The sequence below is a fragment of the Paracoccus litorisediminis genome (assembly GCF_009711205.1).
In the GTDB taxonomy this organism is placed as follows: domain Bacteria; phylum Pseudomonadota; class Alphaproteobacteria; order Rhodobacterales; family Rhodobacteraceae; genus Paracoccus; species Paracoccus litorisediminis.
Window position 1 is genome coordinate 35,826 of the sequence record NZ_WMIG01000007.1, and the last position, 19,534, is coordinate 55,359.

At 64.6% G+C, this 19,534-nt stretch carries 17 protein-coding genes; 6 read left to right on the forward strand and 11 right to left on the reverse strand.

The genetic code is table 11. The features are described from left to right. Nucleotides 1–35: 35 nt before the first annotated feature. From GL300_RS13815 to GL300_RS13825, 3 genes are all read right to left on the reverse strand, one after another. Complete coding sequence (locus GL300_RS13815; protein WP_155040233.1) at nt 36–1,544, reverse strand: ABC transporter substrate-binding protein; 1,509 nt, start codon at nt 1,542–1,544, stop codon at nt 36–38. 51 nt (nt 1,545–1,595) lie between these two features. Beyond that, nucleotides 1,596–2,330 carry a FadR/GntR family transcriptional regulator gene (locus GL300_RS13820; protein ID WP_155040234.1) on the reverse strand — a complete coding sequence of 245 codons (735 nt, stop codon included), beginning with the start codon at nt 2,328–2,330 and terminating at the stop codon, nt 1,596–1,598. A 187-nt stretch (nt 2,331–2,517) separates the two neighbouring features. Next, complete coding sequence (locus GL300_RS13825; RefSeq protein WP_155040235.1) at nt 2,518–3,192, reverse strand: GntR family transcriptional regulator; 675 nt, start codon at nt 3,190–3,192, stop codon at nt 2,518–2,520. A gap of 108 nt (nt 3,193–3,300) precedes the next feature. Here GL300_RS13825 and GL300_RS13830 point away from each other — a divergent pair, with 108 nt between their 5' ends. From GL300_RS13830 to GL300_RS13855, 6 genes are all read left to right on the forward strand, one after another. Continuing rightward, a complete protein-coding gene (locus GL300_RS13830) occupies nt 3,301–4,344 on the forward strand; it encodes a 4-hydroxythreonine-4-phosphate dehydrogenase PdxA (RefSeq protein WP_155040236.1) in 1,044 nt (347 codons plus the stop codon). Nucleotides 4,345–4,420: 76 nt separating this feature from the next. Then, nucleotides 4,421–5,413, forward strand: coding sequence for a Bug family tripartite tricarboxylate transporter substrate binding protein (locus GL300_RS13835; protein ID WP_155040237.1), 993 nt, complete (start codon nt 4,421–4,423; stop codon nt 5,411–5,413). A 69-nt stretch (nt 5,414–5,482) separates the two neighbouring features. Continuing rightward, on the forward strand, nt 5,483–5,980 hold the full coding sequence (locus GL300_RS13840) for a tripartite tricarboxylate transporter TctB family protein (protein ID WP_155040238.1): 498 nt from the start codon (nt 5,483–5,485) through the stop codon (nt 5,978–5,980). 12 nt (nt 5,981–5,992) lie between these two features. Next, complete coding sequence (locus tag GL300_RS13845) at nt 5,993–7,510, forward strand: tripartite tricarboxylate transporter permease (protein WP_155040239.1); 1,518 nt, start codon at nt 5,993–5,995, stop codon at nt 7,508–7,510. After that, a complete protein-coding gene (locus tag GL300_RS13850; RefSeq protein ID WP_155040240.1) occupies nt 7,507–8,928 on the forward strand; it encodes a flagellar biosynthesis protein FlgA in 1,422 nt (473 codons plus the stop codon). The genes GL300_RS13845 and GL300_RS13850 overlap by 4 nt, the downstream gene beginning before the upstream one ends. Before the next feature lie 36 nt (nt 8,929–8,964). Next, nucleotides 8,965–9,291, forward strand: a complete 327-nt coding sequence (locus GL300_RS13855) for a GNAT family N-acetyltransferase (RefSeq protein ID WP_155040241.1) — start codon at nt 8,965–8,967, stop codon at nt 9,289–9,291. A 22-nt stretch (nt 9,292–9,313) separates the two neighbouring features. Here the strand turns inward: GL300_RS13855 and GL300_RS13860 are convergent, their stop codons facing one another. From GL300_RS13860 to GL300_RS13895, 8 genes are read right to left on the reverse strand one after another with little or no spacing between them, the layout of a single operon-like run. After that, nucleotides 9,314–10,777: an amidohydrolase family protein gene (locus GL300_RS13860; protein WP_155040242.1), complete on the reverse strand. Its 1,464-nt coding sequence runs from the start codon at nt 10,775–10,777 to the stop codon at nt 9,314–9,316. A gap of 13 nt (nt 10,778–10,790) precedes the next feature. Beyond that, on the reverse strand, nt 10,791–12,257 hold the full coding sequence (locus GL300_RS13865; protein ID WP_155040243.1) for a chlorohydrolase family protein: 1,467 nt from the start codon (nt 12,255–12,257) through the stop codon (nt 10,791–10,793). 59 nt (nt 12,258–12,316) lie between these two features. Further along, nucleotides 12,317–13,894, reverse strand: a complete 1,578-nt coding sequence (locus tag GL300_RS13870) for an ABC transporter substrate-binding protein (RefSeq protein ID WP_155040244.1) — start codon at nt 13,892–13,894, stop codon at nt 12,317–12,319. 47 nt (nt 13,895–13,941) lie between these two features. Continuing rightward, complete coding sequence (locus tag GL300_RS13875) at nt 13,942–14,904, reverse strand: ABC transporter ATP-binding protein (protein WP_155040245.1); 963 nt, start codon at nt 14,902–14,904, stop codon at nt 13,942–13,944. Next, nucleotides 14,901–15,887, reverse strand: a complete 987-nt coding sequence (locus tag GL300_RS13880; protein ID WP_155040246.1) for an ABC transporter ATP-binding protein — start codon at nt 15,885–15,887, stop codon at nt 14,901–14,903. Before GL300_RS13880 ends, GL300_RS13875 begins: the two co-directional genes overlap by 4 nt. Then, complete coding sequence (locus GL300_RS13885) at nt 15,880–17,391, reverse strand: amidohydrolase family protein (protein ID WP_155040247.1); 1,512 nt, start codon at nt 17,389–17,391, stop codon at nt 15,880–15,882. Before GL300_RS13885 ends, GL300_RS13880 begins: the two co-directional genes overlap by 8 nt. Continuing rightward, nucleotides 17,388–18,581, reverse strand: a complete 1,194-nt coding sequence (locus GL300_RS13890) for an amidohydrolase family protein (protein ID WP_155040248.1) — start codon at nt 18,579–18,581, stop codon at nt 17,388–17,390. Before GL300_RS13890 ends, GL300_RS13885 begins: the two co-directional genes overlap by 4 nt. Nucleotides 18,582–18,584: 3 nt before the next feature. Next, a complete protein-coding gene (locus GL300_RS13895) occupies nt 18,585–19,520 on the reverse strand; it encodes an ABC transporter permease (protein WP_155040249.1) in 936 nt (311 codons plus the stop codon). Nucleotides 19,521–19,534 lie beyond the last annotated feature (14 nt).

Sequence of the window (19,534 nt, forward strand, 5' to 3'; positions counted from 1 at the left end):
CGGGCGCGGCAGCAACCGCCGCGCCCACGCGAAGATCAGTCGGCGTCGGTCACGTCCTTCAACCGGATCATCCCGTCGGGATAGGCCTGAAAGCCCTCAATGCCCTTGTCCATCCCAAAGACATAGGTCTGATGGCCCAGATAGATGATCGGCATGTCCCGGTTCAGGATCGCGCCCGCCGCGTCGTATTTCTGCTTGCGAATGGCGACGTCGCTGGTGGCGCGGGCCTCGTTCAGCAGGGTGTCGACCTCGGGATTGCAGTATTTCGGGTCGTTGATGCCGCCCTCGCAGGTGACGAACTGGTGAAGGTTCCCGTCCGGGTCAGGCCGTCCCGACCAGTCCGAGCGCGACATCTGGAAATTCCCCGCCGTCTGTTCCGACAGCAGCGTGGCGAATTCCGTGGCCTGCAGCGAGACGTCGAAACCGGCTTCGGCGACCATCGACTGGATCACCTGCATCATCTGCGTCACGACCGGGTTGTTGGCATGCTGCAACTCGATCGAGACACGCTCGACCCCGGCTTCGGCCAGCAGCGCCTTGGCCGCCTCGACATCGCGCGCGGGGACCGGGAGCGCGGCGTTGAACCACGGCGAGGTTGGGGCGAAAGGCTGGTTTCCGGCCCTTGCCGTCCCCTCGAACACGACTTGGTTCAGCGCCTCGCGGTCGATGGCCAGCGAGAAGGCCTGCCGGATCCGGGCATCCTGACCCACCGGGTTGGCGGCGCGGTCGCCGTTCTTGATGTTGACATAGATTGCCATGTAACCCAGCCCGACGGATTCCTGCGAGGTCAGGTTGGCGTCTTCGCGCACCCCCGCCACATCGCTGGCGGCGACGCGCTCGATCATATCCAGCTCGCCCGAGCGCAGGTTCGCCAGACGGACGGTGGTGTCTGGGATCGGCAGATAGACCACGCGGTCGATCTTGACGCGGTCTGCATCGTAGTAATCCGCGAATTTCTCAAGCACGATCCGGTCCTGAGAGATCCGCTCGACGAACTTAAATGGGCCCGAGCATATGGGGTTTGCGCCGAAATCTGCACCGGACGCCTTGGCCGCAGTCGGCGACAGGATCATGCCCGCCCGGTCGGTCAGCTGCGCCAGCAGTGACGCATCCGGGGCCTTCAGGGTGAAGGTCACCTGCAGCGGACCGGTCGCCTCGATTTTCTCGACCGAGGACAGTTCGGACTTGCGCCGTGACTCGGGCAGGGTCATCGCGCGGTCGATATTGTAGACCACGGCCTCGGCATCCAGAGGGGTGCCGTCGTGAAAGACCACGCCGTCGCGCAGGTTCATCACCAGCTTCAAGCCGTCATCCGAGGTCGTCCAGTCGGTGGCAAGCTGGGGGACGATCTTCACGTCCTTGTCCAGATCGACCAGCTTGTCGCAAAGCCCGGTATAGACGATGCGACCGACAAAGGTCCGCGACTGGTGCGGGTCCAGAACGTCGGCATCGTCCTGAAGCCCGATCCGCAATTCGCTGGCGCTGGCCGGAATGGCCAGAAGCGCGCCAAGGGCAGCGGCAGAAAGCAATGTCTTGGTGATCATTTCATCTCCCATGTTGACTGTCGCGACCGGTTTGTCCGGTTTCTGCGTGGTTCAAGTTTCCGAACCGTCCAGCGAGGTCTGCCGGATCAGCTTTTCCTGCAGCATCAGCAGATGCTGGCGCATTTCATTGGCGGCCGCCTGCGGATCGCGGGCGGCGATGGCGTCGATGATGGCGTGATGCTGGCGCAACGTGATGTCGCGCGTGCCATTGCCACCGCGCGCGCGTTCGCGGATCGCCTGCCAGGCCTCGTCCTGACGCAACCGGTTCACCGTGTCGAAGAGCGACAGGAACAGCGCATTGCCCGCCGCCTGCGCGATCTGACGATGCAGCGTCCCGTCCCATAGCTCGCGGGCGTCGGCATCCTCGCATTGGACGATCCGGTCGGCCAGTTCATGCATGCGGGCGATCTGCGCGGGTTTGGCGCGCATCGCGGCCAGTGCCGCAAGCTGCGGTTCCAACCGCAGCCGCACCTCCATGATCTCAAGGAAGTCGGTGGTGGCAATCTGCTCGGCGCTGTTCTCGGCGGGCAAGGGACCGGCAAAGGTTCCCGAGCCCTGACGCCGCCAGATCAGCCCCTCGGCCTCAAGCACCTCAAGCGCGCGGCGCACGGCGCGGCGGCCGATGCCAAGCGTTTCGGCCAATTGGCGTTCGGTCGGCATCCGACCGCCGGACCGCGTTTCGCCAGCATCCAGATAGCGGCGCAGGCGCTCAAGCGCATAGGCCGAATTGCCATCCTCGGCACGGCGTTCGGGGTCGTTGGGGCGAAGCAGTTCCGATGCGGGCATGACGGGACCAATTTGCGATTGGCTCAGTCAATCTCAGGAAATTGGATTCGTAAATGGTTCAGTTTGGCGTCAGCCTAAATTCGTCCAAAGATGCGCAGAATGGCGATTATTCACGCAGTAAGCGTTATTCCCCGGCGCAAGAGGTTGCACCGGGGGACCAATTGCGCGCGATCCTGGCAGGATTGGTTCAGGTCACCGCATCCCGGACCCGCGTCCAGGTGTTCAGCAGGTGGCGGGCTGCGATCTCGCCCAGAAGGGTGCCGTCGCGGGTTTGCAGGGCGCGGGCCATTTCCTCGTGTTCGGACACGGCATCGGCCCAAAAGTCCGGGCCGCGATTGCCGACAAAGCGGATGCGCTTCAGCCGGGCATGCAGGTTGCCGTGGATCTCGATCAGCACGGGATTGGCGGACAGGCTGACGATGCCGCGATGGAATTCCTGGTTGAGCTTGAAATAGGGCATGCGTTCGCGCTTGGCGTAGAACTCCAGCATCTGCTCATGGATCGCGACCATCTGGGCGATCTGGGCATCGCTTGCGCGCTTGCAGGCCAGCTCGGCGGCCAGTTGTTCCAACTGCGCCAGAACTTCCAGCATCGAGAAGACCTCATCGGGCGTCAGCTTGCGCACAATGCTGCCACGGGTCGGGCGGATCTCGACCAGACCTTCGGCGGCAAGGGTGCGCAGCGCTTCTCGGAACGGGGTGCGCGAGACGCCCAGCTGTTCGATCAGCGCGGATTCGTCGATGCGAGAGCCGGGCAGCAACGCGCCCTCGACGATCAGGTCGCGTATCCGCGCAACGACCTGATCGTGCAGCGTGGCCTTGTCGACGCGCAGCGTGCCGACCGTATCGTTCTGTAGATCCATTTGCGCACTCCAAGCGACAGTTCATTTCTAGCGCGAAATCCAAGTGGACGCGATACGAAATATTGTATACAAAATTCAATATTGGATCGAGGGGAAGGAATCGAGGCGATGCGGATTGCGCTGGCGCTGGGGGATGCAGGTGGTGTGGGGCCGGAACTGGCGGCCAGATTGATGGCCCATCCCGATCTGCAGGATCATGAGGTGATCGCCATCGGCGCCGAGAATGTCCTGAACATGGGCATCGAACATGCCGGGGTTGACCTGAACGTCACAGTGATAGCCGCTGATGATCTGTGCCAGACGCTGCCGGCGCGTCACGTACTGGTCGATCTGGCGAATTGCGCGCCGGACGGGATCACCATCGGCCGCTCGAACCCCGCCGCGGGTGAGGCATCGCTGCAGAATTTCGCCGCCGCCTTGCGGCTGGGTCAGGCCGGGCTGGTCGATGCGGTCATGTTCACGCCCTTCAACAAGCATTCGATGCGCCTTGCCCGTCCTGCCTATGTCGATGAGATCGGGTTTATCGATGCGGTGCTGGGTGCCGAGCGCAGCGGCCGCGAATTCAACGTGCTGGAAGAGGTCTGGAATGCCCGCGTCACCTCGCATGTGCCGCTGCGGGCGGTGGCGGACCGGCTGAGTATCGACCGCATCCTGTCCAGCATCCGGCTGACATCGGAAGTGATGGCTGCGGCGGGCAAGCCCGGCGCGCGCATCGGCGTCGCCGCGCTGAACCCGCATGCGGGCGATGGCCGCAATTTCGGCGACGAGGACGAAGACATCATCGCCCCCGCCGTCGACCTGGCCGTGGCCGAGGGTTTCGACGTGAAGGGGCCGATCCCCTCGGATACGGTGTTCGTCCGGGCGATCCGGGGGGAATTCGATGCCGTGCTGACCATGTATCACGATCAGGGCCAGATCGCGATCAAGCTGCTGGGTTTTGACCGGGGGGTCACGCTGATCGCTGGCTACGATTTCCCGATTGTCACGCCTGCGCATGGCACGGCCTATGACATTGCCGGGCAGGGCCGCGCCGATCTGGGCGCGACCCGCGCTGCCGCGCGCCTTGGTATCGATCTGGCCAGCATGAATCCCCGTCGCGATGCACAGGCGGCGCTGGCACCCGATTGGGCCACGGCGGCTGTGGAAGGATAGCGTTTTTCGGGTCGCCAACCCGGCCCGGAGACAAGATCGCGTGGAGGACGCGGTCCAATTCAGTGGAGGAGAGAAGATGATGAAGAAAGCAATCGGCGCGTCCGTCGCGTCGCTGATGCTGCTATCGGTGCCTGCCTGGGCTGAATGGAGCCCCGAACGGCCGGTAGAGTTCGTGGTCGCCTCGGGCGCGGGCGGTGGGACCGACAATTTCGCGCGCACCATCCAGTCGGTTCTGACGCGCGGCAAGCTGGTCGATCAGCCCATCGTCGTGCTGAACAAGGGCGGCGGATCGGGGGCCGAGGCCTTCCTTTACGGCAAGCAGAACAAGGCCGACCCGAACAAGGTCATCTTCGCCACGAACAACGTCTACCTGCTGCCGCATGTTGCGAAGCTGGCCTATACCGCCAAGGATCTGCAGCCGGTTGCGGCGCTGGCGATGGATGAGTTCATCGTCTGGGTCAAGGCCGACGCGCCCTACAAGACCGTCACCGACCTGATCGACGCCGCCAAGGCCGATCCCGGCAAGATCCCCTTCGGCGGCAGCCAGTCCAAGGACACCGACGAAACCCTGGTCGCGCTGATCGAGGACACGACCGGTGCCGATTTCAAATACGTTCCCTTCAATGGTGGCGGCGAGGTCGGCGTGCAGCTGGCGGGTGGCCATATCGCGGCCAACGTCAACAATCCCAATGAAAACGCCGGCCAATGGCAAGCGGGCGCGGTACGGCCGCTTTGCGTCTTTGCCCCTCAGCGTATGGCCAAAAGTGCCGCGATCCATGACGGAATGGGCTGGCACGACATCCCGACCTGCAAGGAGCAGGGGCTGAATATCGAAAGCTACCAGATGCCGCGCACGGTCTGGCTGCCCGCCGATACCCCGCCCGAGGCCGTCGCTTTCTACCAGCAGGCGCTAAAATCGGTCTTTGAATCCCCCGAATGGCAGGAATACCTGACCAAGACCTCGCAAAGCGGCACCTTGCTGACCGGGGACGCGCTGCAAGCCTTTATCGACGGCAGCGAGGCCAAGACCGTCGCCGTCTTCAAGGCGCAGGGCTGGTCGACCGAATAAGCCAAAGACCGGCCCGCGACCCGATTGTCGCGGGCCTTTTCGGATCAGGCGGGGGCAGGGGGAGAAGCTATGACCGTCAGACGTTTTCATGCCGAGGTGGCGACCGCGATTGGCACCGGCGCTTTGGGTGCCGCTGCGGTGATCGGAGCGCTGGAGCTGGGTCATGGCTGGTCGGAATCCGGCCCTGAATCGGGCTATTTCCCGTTCTATGTCGGAGTGATCCTGATCCTTGCCAGCCTGTGGAATCTGGGTGCGGCCATTGTCGCGCGACAGACAGCACAGGGCGATGACGGTGCCGAGCTTTTCCTTGACCGCGAGCGTCTTCTCCGTCTGGGCCGCTTCATCGGCACGATGCTGGCATTCGTCATCCTGACGGTGGTCATGGGCATCTATGTCGGTGCGGCCAGCTATGTCGCGTGGAATGCGTGGCGGTCGGGCGGCTATCGCGCATGGGTCGCATTGGCGATCGGCTGCGGCTTTTCGGTGGCGCTTTATCTGGTCTTTGAAGTGGCTTTCCTCGTGCCCCTGCTGAAGGGGCCGATCGAGCCGCTTCTGGGCATCTATTGAGGGTCGCGCGAGATGGAGAACTTTGACCTTCTGATGCATGGCTTCGGCATCGCGATCACGCCCTTTCACCTGATGCTGATGGTCGTGGGCGTGCTGCTGGGGTTGGTTGTGGGCGTATTGCCGGGGCTTGGCGCGCCCAATGGCGTGTCCTTGCTGATCCCGCTGACCTTTACGCTGGACCCGACCTCGGCCATCATCCTGCTGTCCTCGATGTATTGGGGTGCGCTGTTTGGCGGCTCGACCACCTCGATCCTGTTCAACATCCCCGGAGAGCCAAGCTCGGTCGCGACGACATTCGACGGCTATCCGATGGCGCGGTCGGGGCAATCGACGCGGGCGCTGACACTGGCCTTCATGTCGGCGGGGATCGGGGCGCTGATCGGCGTCGTGGTGATCACGCTGCTGGCGGGCTGGGCCTCTCGCTTTGCGCTGCGCTTTGGCGCGCCGGAATATTTTGCGGTGTATTTTCTGGCCTTCGCGGCGTTCATCGGCATGGGCAGCGCATCGCCGGTCAAGACGGTGGTGTCGCTGGCGACGGGGCTGTTGCTGGCCTCGGTCGGGATGGACAATGTCACAGGCGAAGTGCGCCTGACCTTCGGCTTCTCGGACCTGCTGGGCGGGATCAGCTTTCTGGTGGTGGTGATCGGCCTGTTCGGCATCGGTGAGCTTCTGGCCACCGTGCAAGAGGGGCTGCGTTTCCGTGGCGTGTCCTCGCGCATCGACCTGCGCGACATGCTGCGCACCATTGCGGAACTGCCGCGCTACTGGGCGACGACGCTGCGTTCGGGGCTGATCGGGATCTGGATGGGCATCACCCCCGGCGGCCCGACGGCAGCATCCTTCATGAGCTATGGCATCGCGCGGCAGGCCTCGCGCAAGGGTGCGGCCTTTGGCTCGGGTCGGCCGGAAGGCATCATCGCCCCTGAAACCGCCGACCACAGCGCCGGAACCTGCGCCATGCTGCCGATGCTGGCGCTAGGCGTACCGTCCTCGGCCACGGCGGCGGTGATGATGGGCGGGCTGATGATCTGGGGCCTGACGCCCGGTCCGATGCTGTTCGCGACCAAACCGGATTTCGTCTGGGGCCTGATCGCCAGCATGTATGTGTCAAACATCGTTGGCGTGATCCTTGTCCTGCTGACCGTGCCGCTGTTCGCGGCGCTGCTGCGGGTTCCGTTCTCGATCATCGGGCCGATGATCGTCGCGATCTGCTTTGTCGGGGCCTATACTGTCTCTAGCGCGACCTTTGACCTGTGGCTGGTCCTGGTCTTTGGGCTGGTGGGCTATGTGCTGTCGCGGCTGGAATATCCGCTGGCGCCGCTGGTTCTGGCGATGGTGCTGGGCCACAAGGCCGAGAACGCCTTTTACCAGTCGATGGTGCTGTCGGATGGTTCACTGGGGATCTTCTTTGCCAATCCGCTGGTCAGCTCGATCATGGTAATCGCGCTGGCGCTGCTGATCGTCCCGAAATTGCTGCATATCGGCGCGCGCCTACGTGGGCGCCGCCCGGCCAGTCAGGAAATCCGATGAACCATCACAGCTATTTCGCCACCCGTGACAGTCGCCGCGTCGAATGCGCGATCACGGGGACGGGCGGTTTCGGACGCAGTTTTCTGGCGCAGGCGCGCCGCGTGCCGGGACTGTCATGCCGCATCGCGGTGGATGTCGATGCCGCGATTGCCGCCCGCGTGCTGGCCTCGGTCGGGATCAATCCGGCCGAGATCGCGGAATGCAGCGATGCCGCCTCGGCCCGCGTGGCCTGGGATCAGGGCAAGGCCATCGCCGCCGCCGATCTGGCGCATGTGGCGGACCTGCCCTTCGAGGTCCTGCTGGAGGCGACGGGAAACCCCGAGGCTGGTGCCCGTCATGCCCTGATCGCCATCATCGCCGACCGCCACGTCGTGATGGTCACGAAAGAGACCGACAGTGTCATCGGTCCCATTCTGGCCCGGCTGGCCACCGAACGGGGCCGGGTGGTGACGCCGGTCGATGGCGATCAACCCAGCCTGCTGATCGGTTTGGTGACATGGGCGCAGGTGGTGGGGCTAAGCGTCGTGTCGGCGGGGAAATCCAGCGAATACGATTTCGTCTTCGATCCCGCGCAGGGAACGATCACCAGCAATGGCAGGAGCATCGCGGCCCCCGACTTTTCCGACTGGCTTGCCGCCGGGGATCGCTCTTGGGCGCAGGTCGCGGCGGCCCGCGCGCGGCTGGCATCGGCCTTGCCGCAGCGCGCCGTGCCGGACCTGTGCGAGATGACCGTGGTTGCCAATGCTCTTGGCATGATGCCTGACCGGGCCGATCTGCATGCCCCCATCGCCCGTATCCCCGAGATCGCGGACCTGATGGCCCTGAATGCCGATGGCGGATTGCTGCGGGGGCGGGGACAGCTGGATGTGTTCCACTGCCTGCGCCTGCCCGATGAACCCAGTTTCGCGGGCGGCGTCTATGTCACCGTTCGCTGCGAGGATGGCGACACCTGGGACATGCTGCGCGACAAGGGGCATGTCGTGGCCCGCAATGGGCGCACCGCGATGCTGGGTCTGCCGCGCCATCTGCTGGGGCTTGAGGCCGCGACCTCGGTGTTCGAGGCAGCACTGCTGGGCCGCTCATCCGGCGGTCTCAACCCGCAGCCGGTCATCGACCTGACCGCTCATGCCGACCGGGACCTGAAGGCTGGGACGATCCTGCACGCGCAGGGGCATCATCACAGCATTGCCGATGTCTCGGGGCGGATGACCCCGGCGATGGTGCTGTCCGATGACGCGCCCATCCCCTATTACCTTGCCGCCGGACGCAGGCTGCTAAGCGATGTGCCTGCCGGCTCCGCGATCCTGTGCGGCGATGTCGAACTGGATGAGGCATCGGCGCTGCTGTCGCTGCGCCGTCTGCAGGACCGCGTGATGTTGCAGGCAGACTTGGTGGACCGGCTTGCACGCCGCGCCTAGAGTTGCGGCAGATGCGCTTGCAAGGGAACGACTGGCATGACCGAGACCACCATCACGCGTGAGGAAACCGGCCCCCGCACCGGCCGCTACGTGGCCCGCATCGAAGGGGTCGAGGGCGAGGGAGAGATCACCTTTACCCGGCGCGGGCCGGGCGTCATCAGCGCCGACCATACCGGCGTACCCGAAAGCATGGCAGGTCGGGGCGTCGCCGGGGCGCTGCTGGCACGCTTGCTGCAGGACGCGCGCGAGGAAAGTTTCCGCATCATTCCGCTGTGCCGCTATGTCCGCGGACAATATGCGCGCCACCCGGAATGGGCCGATCTGTTCACCACCGCCCCGGGCGAGGATCCGGCTCAGCCCTGAGATTCGGCCTGTCAGCCCCGCATCACCATTGCGGCAGGCTGACCGGTTCGTCGAAGTGGCGGTAAAGCTGCCCCCAGCCCGGCTCGCAGAGATGCTTTTCCAGACCCGCCCGCGCGACCAGTTCGCGGGCGACGCGGTTGCCTTCGGTGATGGCCTCGGCCTCATCGACCTGAAGGGCGCGGCGGTCGGACATGATGATGCGGCCATCGACCATGACCGTTTCGACGTCATGCCCCACGGCCTGCGCGATCAGGCGATGGACGGGTTGCCAGTCCGGCGTCAGATGCGGCGCGCGCATGTCGAGGACGATCACATCGGCCTTCTTGCCTGCCTCAAGTGAGCCGATTTCGTGATCCAGCCCAAGGGCGCGGGCAGCGTCGATGGTGATCATCTCCAGCACCTTGCCCGGCGGGAAGAAGTAGCGGTCATGGCCGCGCAGCACATGCTGGACCGACTGGAACAGCCGCGCGGTCTGGAGCAGGTCGAAATAGCGGTTCGGTGCGGTGCCGTCGGTGGTGACGGCCAGATTGATACCGCGTGCCATCATCTCGATCACAGGAGTTGATCGGCCGGGTGGGGCATGGGTCACGGATGTTCCGGTTTCGGCGAGAATATCAATCTCTTGCGGCGAGATTCCCCAGCAATGCTGCAGATGGATATCCGGGCCAAGCAGCGCGTTTTCGGTATCCTGTGCCGCCATCCGGATATGGCCAGCGAAAGCATCGGAATGCAGCCGAACCCCGTATTTTCGCGCCAGTTCGCGCACCACGCGGGCATGGTCGCGGTCGTCCTGCGTCAGCCGCACCGCCTGATCCGGGGTCGAGATATTGGACGGATCGATCGAAGGCACGATGGTGAAGGGCGTCAGGTATACCTTGATCCGCCCATCGGCGCTGCCGTCCAGCGTCTGGATCGCCGCCTCGGCCCCCTCCATCATCTCAGAGAAGGTGATCGAGCGGCGGACGGGTGAGCCGGTTTCCCAGCGCGTGACCTCGCGCGGCCAAGGCAGACCCGCCGGGCCGGTGCAGATGATCTCTCGCAGTCCGATCCGGTCATAGGCGCGGGCGTGGTTCACCGCGAATTCGGGATCGTCACTGCGCGGCATGGAGGAAATGATGCTGACCCCGGTCGTCACCCCGGCGCGCAGCCGCTCCAGCCCCGAAACCATGCCTTCGGCGGCCCAGAATTCACGCGTCGTCTGATGCCAGTAGGTCGGCGTCACGATCTTCATCCACAGCGGACTGGTATCCGCGCCGATGCCGCGGATCAGGCAGTGCCCGGCATGGCCATGGGCGTCGATCAGGCCGGGCAGGATCAGCTTGCCGCGGCAGTCGATAACGTGGTCGCCGGGTTCAGGCAGGATCTCGGAGGCGGGCCCGACGGCGGCGATACGGTCGCCGATGATGCGGACGGCGCCATCCTCGATGATACGGCGCTGCGGGTCGATGGTCAGAACGGTGCCATGGGTAAAGATCGTGGCAGTCATCGGGGCCTCGGTGTCAGATGATCGGGAATGAGGGGCGGAAAAGCTGTTCCAGCGGCGGATGACGCCAACTGCGTTCGGGATATTTCGCGACAAGTCCGTCGAATTGCGCCTGTGCCTGCGCGCGGGCCTGAACCATGTCCATGCCCGCGACCTGACCGCGGCACATCGACAGACGGCCATCGACAAAGACCGCCTCGGTGATCTTTCCGTTTCCGCCCAGAACCAGCGTGGTGATCGGATCGACGGTCGGCACCATCCGGGGATCGTCCAGCCGGAAAATGGCGATATCGGCCAGCGCCCCGGCCTCAAGCCGCCCCAGATCGGGCCGCTTCAGCGCCCGCGCCCCGCCAAGGGTCGCCGCGTCGAAGAAATCGGCACTGAGCGCCGCGTCCGAAGCCCCGTCCGCGATCCGGCAGGCGATCAGCCCGGCCAGCATGTTCATCCACATGTCGGGCGGTGCGGTGTCGGTCGCCATGCCGATATTCACGCCGCGCTTGCGGATGCCGGCAAAGCTTTTCAGCACCGATCCCATGCGGGCCGAGACCAGCGGCGAATGCGCGATGGTCACGCCATTGTCAGCATAAAACCCGATATCGCTGTCGGTGGCATGCGTGCCATGGGGTGCGATCAGGCGCGAATTGAAGCAGCCCAGCGAGACCAGCCATTCCGCCGCCGTCGCGTCGTAAAGACGGCGCATCGTTTCGACCTCAAGCTTGCCTTGCGCCATGTGCAACCGCACGGGCACATCCAGATCCTCGGCCGCGACCATGGTGGCCTGCATCAGGGCGGGGGTGTTCGTCTCGACCCGGTCGGGGGCCAGCAGGCCTTGTACCAGCCCGCCACCATCACCCGCCCGGCGACGGATGAAATCGCGGGCGACGGCCAGCCCGGCAAAGCCGCGCGTCTCATTGAAACGCATGTGAAAAGCGCCGTCCCGGTCCACGACCGTTCCGCCCGAACGATAGGCCGGGCCAAGAAACACCCGCAGCCCCAGATCGATCGCGGCATCAGCGGCGGCATCGAATTCGGCGGCGGTCTCGGCCCATTCGCGATAGTAAAGCGAGGCGATGGGCAGCGCCGTGGTGATCCCGTTGAGCAGCAGCGTCGCAAAGGAATAGCGCTTCTGAAAGGCTAGTTCGCCCTGCGAATACATCTCGTAGGGGGTGTAGGTTTCGGGACAGATGCGGCCCCGCGACCAGCCGGGCTGATTGTCCAGAACAAGGCTGTAAGTGTCCAGATCGGACAGCGCGTCCAGATCGATCAACCCCGGAGAGATCAGCGCCGCGCCGAAATCGATGCGCCGCGCCACCGGCCCGTCGAAACGCGGCCCGGCATAAAGGACACGGTTGCCCTCGATCACCAATTCGCCGCGCCGGTGCAGGACATGGCCGCCGTCGCGATGCGCCAGCAGCCAGTCGGCCGTCAGCAGGCTGCGGCCCTTGGGGCGCAGGCCCAGGGTCAGTTCATCAAGCGTGTCCATGATCCCCTCGGATAGAAATGCTGCGCCGCCCGCTGTTACGGGCGGCGCATAAGGCGGGTTTACTCGCCGACTACGGTGAACCAGTGGCGCGGCTTGTTGTCGGCGCGCAGGTCGATCGCCTCGATCGAGGCATTGGTGGCCCATGCGATCGGCTGCTGGTGCAGCGGGATCATCAGCACCTCGTCCTTGGCGATTTTCAGTGCCTCGGCCTCAAGCTTCAGGCGTTCGGCAGGATCGGTTGCCTCGGCGGCCTGCTTGACCAGCGCGTCAAGGGCAGGGGCCGACCAGCCGCCATAGTTCGAGACGCCGAACGTGCCTTCCTTGGTCGCCAGCACCTGCGACAGCAGGCTGAAGGCGTCCAGCGTCGGCTCATTCGCCCAGCTAAGGTTGAAGACCTCGGTATCGCCCTTCGAGCGCTTGGGCGACTGGACAGCGCGCGGACCCATGTCGATCGAGGGCTGGAAGCCGGCGCGCGACAGCAGGTTCGAGATCGCCTGACACCAATCCTCTTCGTTGATGCTTTCGTCGTTCATGCAGGTATAGGTCAGCGGCAGGCCTTCCTTGCCGGCCTCGGCCAGCAGCGCTTTCGCCTTTTCCGGGTCGGCAGGCTGGTAGGTGTCCAGTTCCGCCGAATAGCCCGCGATATCGGGCGCGATCAGCGAGCCCGAAGGCCGCGCCAGCCCGCGCATCACCCGCTTGTTGATCATGTCGCGGTCGATGGCCAGTTCAAAGGCCTGACGCACGCGAATGTCGTTGAACGGGTTTTCGGCGCCGCTGGGCAGCTTGTCGCGGCGGTTGAAGGCGACAAACACCGTGCGCAGCTCGGTCTGATTAAGGACCTTGACGCTGGGGTCGGCTTTCAGGCGTTCCAGATCCTGAATGGGCGCGCTGTCGACGATATCAACCTCGCCCGACAGCAGCGCCGCAATCCGGGTCGCCGCCGAGGTGATCGGGATGAATTCCAGCCGGTCGATATTGTGCTTTTTCTCATCCCACCAGCCGTCATTGACCAGCAGCACGGTCATCGCGTCAGGCTTGCGGCTTTCCAGCTTGAACGGGCCGGTGCCGTTGGTGTTGCTGGTGGCGTAGCCTTCCTTGCCCTCATCATAGCGGGTCGGCAATTCGGTATTGTTGGCCTTGAGCCAGCCCGCGTCGAAGATGAAAATATTGGTGATGTCGTTCAGGAACAGCGACGAGGGCGAGGTCACGTCGATCTCGACCGTATGGTCGTCGATCTTCCGGACGTCCTTGAACAGCGGCATGTTGCCTTTCAAGGGCGAAGTCGGGTCCGCCGCGCGCTTGAACGAGGCCACCACGTCATCGGCGGTGAAATCCGCGCCATCATGGAATTTCACGCCCTCGCGCAGCTTGAAGCGCCAGAACTTGTTGTCGACCAGCTGCCATTCGGTCGCCAGCGCCGGCTCCAGCCCGAAGGTTTTGTCATAGCGCACCAGCCCCTCATAGATGTGGTTCAAGAAGGCCAGGTTCGAGGTCGAGGGGATCGAGTTCGGGTCCAGCGAATAGATGTCGGCGCGCGACGCCCATTTGACGGTTTCCGCCTGAGCGGCAAAGGCGCTGACCGACAGCGCGAGCGCTGCGGCAAGTTTCGTGACGGCAAGCTTCGAGATGTTAGGCATGAACCTCTCCTGCAGATGTTCGGTTTTGTGGTTGGTAAGTCGGTTGGTCAGGCCAGATGGCAGGCGACCCGCGCGCCATCCGCCTTGGGCAGCAGTTCGGGGCGGTCGCTTTTGCAGCGCGGCTGCGCCAAAGGGCAGCGCGTGTGAAAGGTGCAGCCGGGCGGCGGGGCCAGCGGGCTGGGCACTTCGCCCGCCGCGATCTCGCGGTTGCGCTGGGGGGCGTTGACGTTCGGGATCGTCTGCAAAAGCAGCCGGGTATAGGGATGCTTGGGGTCGGCGAACAGGGTTTCGGTATCGGCCTCTTCGACCACGCGGCCCAGATACATCACCGCGATCCGGTCGGACATGTGGCGCACCACCGACAGGTCATGGCTGATGAACAGATAGGTCAGCCCCAATTCGTCCTGCAGCTTGCGCATCAGGTTCAGGATCTGGGCCTGCACCGACACGTCCAGCGCCGAGGTCGGTTCGTCGCAGACCAGAAATTCGGGCTCGGATGCCAAGGCGCGGGCGATCGAGATGCGCTGCCGTTGCCCGCCGGAAAACTCATGCGGGAACTTCTCGCCATCGCTGGCGGCCAGGCCGACAATGCCCAGCAACTCGGCCACGCGGGCCTGTATCCCGGCATCATTGTCGATCAGCTTCAGCTCTCGCAGCGGTTCGGCGATGATGTTCTTGACCCGCCAGCGCGGATTGAGCGAGGCGTAGGGGTCCTGAAAGATCATCTGCGCCGACAAGGGCTGACCGGATTTCCCCGGCGCAAAGCGGATCTGGCCGGAACTCGGCGGATAGATCCCGGTAACCAGCCGCGCCACGGTCGATTTCCCGCAGCCGGATTCGCCGACAAGGCTAAGGCAGCCGCCCATCGGCACGCTGAAGCTGACATCGTTGACGGCATGCAGCGACTTGCGTTTCTGCCCGTAAAGCAGTCGGTTCAGAAAAGGTGGCGAGACATCGAAGACCCGGTCAAGGCGGGATACTTCCAGCGCGGCGGTCTGGTTCGCGGTCATGCGACACCTCCATCATGAAGCCAGCAGGCGGCCAGGCCGGTTCCGGTCGGGGCCAGATCGGGCCGGTCGCGCCTGCAACGCGGGCCGGACATGGTGCAGCGGGGATTGAAGGCGCAGCCCGGCGGGATGGCGTTCAGGCGCGGCATCGCCCCGTCGATCTGGTGTAGATGCGCGACCCGCGCCCCCAGCGCCGGGATCGAGGCCATCAGCCCCTTGGTATAGGGATGGGCGGGCGATTTCAGGACGGTCTCGACCGGGCCGATCTCGATCAGGCGACCGGCATACATGACGGCGATGCGGTCGGCGGTTTCGGCGATCACCCCCATGTCATGGGTGACCAGCATCACCGCGGTGCCATGTTCCTTGCACAGCCTGCGCAAAAGCCCGGTGATCTGCGCCTGAATGGACACGTCCAGCGCCGTCGTCGGCTCATCGGCGATGATCAGCTTGGGGTTGGCCGCAAGGGCCAGCGCGATCACCACGCGCTGGCGCATGCCGCCGGAAAACTGGTGCGGGTAATGGTCGACCCGCTCGGTCGCACCGGGGATGCCGACTTCTTGCAGCAGGCCGATGGCGCGGTCGCGCGCGGCCTGCTTGCCCATCTGCGGGATGTGCTGGCGGATGGTTTCCACCAGCTGCGCGCCCACCGTGAACAGCGGGTTCAACGAGGTCAGCGGGTCCTGAAAGATCGCACCGATCTCGCGTCCGCGGATCTGTTCCATCTGGCGGTCGGTCAACTTGTCGATGCGGCGACCCGACAGCCAGACCTCGCCCGAGGCGATATGTCCGGGACGCTCCAGCAGCCCCTGAATGGCCAGCCCGGTCATCGACTTGCCCGCGCCGGATTCGCCGACCACGCCCAGAATCTCTCCGGGTCGGATCTGCAATGAAACATCGTTCAGCGCCGTGACCGTGCCATGCCGGTTCGGGAATTCCACGACAAGGTTTCGGACCTCAAGACAGGCATCCGTGGCGTCAAGCATCGGCTTTCTCCCGAAGGGGGTAGCTGGGCGGGAAGATCTCCTCGACCGGGGGATGGTCCCAGGTTCGGGCGGGGTATTGGGCGATCAGCCGGTCAAACTGCGCCTGCGCCTGATCCCGCGCCGTCTGCATGTCGATGCCCGCGACCTGACCGAAGCGCATCGACAGGCGACCGTCGACAAAGACCGCCTTGGTCACCTTACCCGACCCACCGGCGACCAGCGTGGTGATCGGATCGATCGAAGGGGCCATGGTGACATCATCCAGCCCAAAGACCGCGATATCAGCCCGCGCGCCAGGCATCAGCCGACCCAGATCGCTGCGACCAAGTGCCTTGGCCCCGCCGAGGGTGGCTGCATCGAAGAAATCGCGGGTCATCACCCGTTCCGGCCCGCCATCGTTCATTCGGCAGGCGATCAACCCGACCAGCAGGTTCAGCAGCATGTCGGGCGGAGTCGTATCCGTCCCCATCGCGATGTTGATGCCGCGATCGCGCAGCTTCGAGAAGCTGTTCAGGCTGCCGCCATGCCGACCCGAAACCAGCGGGCAATGCACGACCGAGACGCCGTTTTGCGCGTAAAGCTCCAGATCCTCGGGCGTCGCCTCGGTCGCGTGCGGCGCGATCAGGTGGTCGTTCAGCAGCCCCTCGCGCGCCAACCAGACCGGAGCGGTCGCGCCATGCAGATTGCGGACGGTTTCAACCTCCATCGCGCCTTGGGCCATGTGCAGGCGGACCTTGCAGTTCATCTCCTCGGCGCGTTCCATGGTGGCGCGCAGCAGCCCCGCGGTGCAGGTCTCGACCCGGTCGGGCGCGAACATGCCCTGCACCAGCCCGTCGAAACGTCCGGACTGCCGCGCGATATAGTCGGCGGCGCGCTCCAGCCCGCGCAAGCCGCGTGGCTCATCGAAATGGGCGCGCATGTCGCCGGGGGCGTGCAGGACCATGCCGCCCGAACGATAGGCCGGGGACAGGAACACCCGCAGCCCCAGATCACCTGCCGCCTGCGCCGCAGCGTCGAATTCGGCGACGGTCTCCGCCCATTCGCGATAGAACAGCGAGGCGATGGGCGCGGCGGTGGTGATCCCGTTCAGCAGCAACTGGCCAAAGGCGAAGCGCTTCTGAAAGGCCAGTTCGTCGGGGGAATACATCTCATAGGGGCCGTTCTGGACATAGGACAGCGGCCAGACGCGCCCCTTTTTCCATGACGGGAAATGGTCGATGCCAAGGATGGTCGTATCCAGATCGGACAGCGCATCCAGATCGACCAGACCGGGCGAGATCAGCGATTGGCCGAAATCGATGCGGCGGGCGACCTCACCGGGGAAATCATGACCGGCAAAGATGATTGTGCCGTTTTCGATGACGATTTCGCCGTTGCGCAGCAGCGCATGGCTGCCGTTCTCATGCGCCAGAACCCATTTGGCGGTCAGCAGCGTCCGACCCGAAGGGCGCGCGCCTAGCGACAGGCCAGCAAGCGCCTGTTTTGCGGGGATGGCTTTGGTCATGGCATGTCCACAATACATTTGCCCGCGCGGGCGATGACGCGGCCGGTCTTGACGACCAGCGGCGGGATCGAGGGTTGAACGACGGCCTGGCCGATGGTCTGGCCTTGCAGCAGGGTGAAATCGGCCTTGCAGCCGGGCGTCACGCCATAGCCCTCAAGCCGCATCAGATCGGCCCCGCCCTGACTGACAATGTCCAGCATGTGGCGCAGATCGATATCCGAACGCACGCCGTTCTTCATGCCGATGATCCGGGCACGGTCCATCATGTCGGGCAGGCCCCACGGCCCCCAAGTGTCGCGGATGCCGTCGCAGCCCGCGCCGACCCGAACCCCCGCCTCGCGCAGGCGCTTGACCGAAGGCACCGTGGCCGAGGGCGCCCCGGTGGTGGCGATGCCGATATCCAGATCGGCGATTTCCTCGATCAGCTTGCCGACGCGCAGGTGGTCGTTCATTCCCAGCGCAAAGGCATGGCTGATGACGAACTTGCCCTGCATGCCATTGGCGCGGACCCGTTCAAATATCAGCTCCATGGTGAAGGCGCCCAGCTCTCCGGCCTCATGCAGGTGGATGTCGATTGGCACGCCATGCTTGCCAGCCAAGGCGAACAGCAGGTCAAGCTGGCCCTTGGGGTCGCGGTCGATGCCGCAGGGGTCGATGCCGCCCAAGACTTCGCAGCCATTGGCAAGTGCCTCGTCCAGCAGTTCCACCGTGCCGGGCGCAACCATGACGCCCGATTGCGGGAAAGCGACGATTTCGATGTCGATTATACCGCGCAGTTTCTCACGGGTTTGCTGGACGCCTTCGACCAGCCGCAACCCGTGGGTCGGGTCGATATCGACATGGCTGCGGATGTGGCTGGCACCATGCGCGGCCAGCCCGATGGCGTGGCGCATCGACTGGCGATGCGGATCAAGACCCAAGGGCAGCCGGTTCTCGCGCTCAAAGTCGATGCGTTCGCGCAGGATGGCGGCGCGGTTGTTCTCGTGCCAGTCCATCCCCCATGTGGTCTTGTCCAGATGGGTATGGGCGTCGATCAGGCCGGGCCACAGGATCGCGCCCTGACCGTCCTCGGTGGCGATGCCGGGCTGCTCGGCGATCTGGCCGATCTCGGCGATGACGCCGTCACGGATCAGGATGTCGGCTGCCGCCCCGCCCAGCGGGCGGACATTGCGCAGGATCAGGTTGGACATGGGTTACCTCAGTTTCGGATTGAGGGCATCGCGCAGCCAGTCGCCCAGCAGGTTCACCGAAATGACCAGAAGCGAGAGCTGCACCACCGGAAAGATCACCATCCACCAGAGGCCCGAGAACAGATATTGGTTGCCGATGCGGATCAGCGTCCCCAGAGAGGGCTGGCCGGGCGGCATGCCGATGCCAAGGAAGGACAGCGTCGCCTCGGTCAGGATCGCCATGCCAAAGGACAGCGTGGCCGCGACCAGCACCGGGGTCAGGGTATTGGGCAGGATGTGGCGGAACATGATCCGGCGCTTGGGCACGTTCAAAAGCTTCGCCGCCATCACGTATTCCTTGCCACGCTCGACAATGGTCTGGGCGCGCACGGTTCGGGCATATTGCACCCATCCCGACAGGGTGATGGCCAGCACCAGCACCGCCGAGGCCCCGACCTCGCGCAGGCCCGGTGGCAGCATCTGTCGCACCACGGCGGAAACAAGGATCGCGATCAGGATGGTCGGGATGGACAGCACGACATCACCGACCCGCATCAGCAGGTTATCGGCGATGCCGCCGAAATAGCCCGCGACCAGACCCAGAGACAGGCCGATCACCAGCGACAGGATGACCGAGGCAAAGCCGATCAGGACCGAAATCCGGGTGCCGTAGAGCAGCACCGACAGCATGTCGCGTCCCTGCGTGTCCGTGCCCAGCAGATAGGGCATCTCTCCGCCCTCCTGCCAGATCGGCGGCAGTTCGGATTTCCACATGTCCAGGCTTGCCGCGTCATAGGGGTTCTGCGGGGCAAAGACCGGAGCAAAGAAGGCCGTTCCGATCAGCAGGATCAGCAGGCAGGCGGCGATCCGTGCCGACCATGAATGGGTGAAGCTCCACCACAGGTCGCTTTGCCGGATGCGTTGCAGGCGCGAAGGGCGGGTGGTTGCGGTGGTTGTCATGATTGGCCTCCCGT